Consider the following 498-nt stretch of genomic DNA (forward strand, 5'->3'; position numbering starts at 1 on the left):
TGATTCTCGTTGCTTATTGATAATTTAATTATCGATGTCTTCCTATCTTACGTTTTTACGTTTTATATCAAGGATATTTGATTAGTTAATCAAATTTACATGTATGCAGTTTTCAAGGTACGATACTGACTGATATTTTATCAGTCATATAAGAAGAAAAGTTTTCTTTTCATCTTATATCACTGGTAAAACCAGTTTTCTTTAATCTTTTTTTGATCTGGCGGCCACCTGCTCTCCCACACCGTCTCCAGTGCAGTACCATCGGCCGCTTGCGTCTTAACCGTCGTGTTCGGGATGGGAACGGGTGTTTCCCACAAGCGCATCGCCACCAGAAATCTTTAAGTTATCTTTGATAACTAGGCAGTAAAACACATTCAATTTTCTACTTCTTCTTCCGTTTTAGTTGGATTGATTCAGCTGCATTCACAACCTACTTTATCCATTTCCTTAGAAAGGAGGTGATCCAGCCGCACCTTCCGATACGGCTACCTTGTTACG

The 498-nt window shown here is 39.0% G+C and carries 1 rRNA gene; it reads right to left on the reverse strand.

Going from position 1 to position 498, the window contains the following annotated elements:
• Positions 1-215 precede the first annotated feature (215 nt).
• A 5S ribosomal RNA gene (gene rrf, locus LIR34_RS17605) occupies positions 216-333 on the reverse strand.
• Positions 334-498 lie beyond the last annotated feature (165 nt).

Origin of the sequence: Blautia sp. MSK17_66 (assembly GCF_020538025.1) — a bacterium.
In the GTDB taxonomy this organism is placed as follows: Bacteria; Bacillota; Clostridia; order Lachnospirales; family Lachnospiraceae; genus Blautia_A.